The organism is Lawsonibacter hominis (genome assembly GCF_014287895.1).
GTDB lineage: Bacteria > Bacillota > Clostridia > Oscillospirales > Oscillospiraceae > Lawsonibacter_A > Lawsonibacter_A hominis.
In genome coordinates this window covers 1-689 of the sequence record NZ_JACOPP010000092.1, presented here as the reverse complement: position 1 = coordinate 689, position 689 = coordinate 1, and the positions used below count along the sequence as shown (strand labels likewise).

1 protein-coding gene is annotated in these 689 nt (G+C 65.0%); it reads right to left on the bottom strand.

Going from position 1 to position 689, the window contains the following annotated elements:
- A partial coding sequence (locus tag H8S57_RS16920; protein WP_186909095.1) for an NAD(P)-dependent malic enzyme occupies positions 1–689 on the bottom strand: 689 nt, incomplete at its 3' end.

Below are 689 nucleotides of genomic sequence, written 5' to 3'. Positions count from 1 at the left end.
TTCATCCCCTTCTCCCGGCCCGCGTAGATGGCTCCGCTGCGGTCGCACAGCGTCACGTCCTTCACGCCCGCCGCCAGCAGCAGCTTGCAGATGGCGATCGCCGCCGCCCCGGCGCCGTTTATCACCACACGGACCGTCTCCTTCCGCTTCCCCACCACCTTCAGGGCGTTGGTCAGGCCCGCCAGCGTAATGACCGCCGTGCCGTGCTGGTCGTCGTGGAAGATCGGGATGTCGCAGCACTCCTTCAGCTTCCGCTCGATCTCAAAGCACCGCGGCGCCGAGATGTCCTCCAGGTTCACGCCCCCGAAGGACCCGGAGATGAGCTGGATGGTGCGCACGATCTCGTCCACGTCGTGGCTCTTGATGCACAGGGGGAACGCGTCCACCCCCCCGAACTCCTTGAACAGCACGCACTTGCCCTCCATAACGGGCATCCCAGCTTCCGGACCGATGTCTCCCAGCCCCAGCACCGCGCTGCCGTCGGTCGCCACCAGGCACATGTTCCAGCGCCGCGTCAGCTCATAGCTCTTGTCCACGTCCCTCTGGATCTCCAGGCACGGCTGGGCCACGCCCGGGGTATAGGCCAGGCTCAGGTCGTTCTTGTCCTGCACGCGCACGGTGGAGATCACTTCGATCTTGCCACGCTTGGCGTAATGCAGCTTCAGGCTTTCTTCCGCGATCGGTGTCAT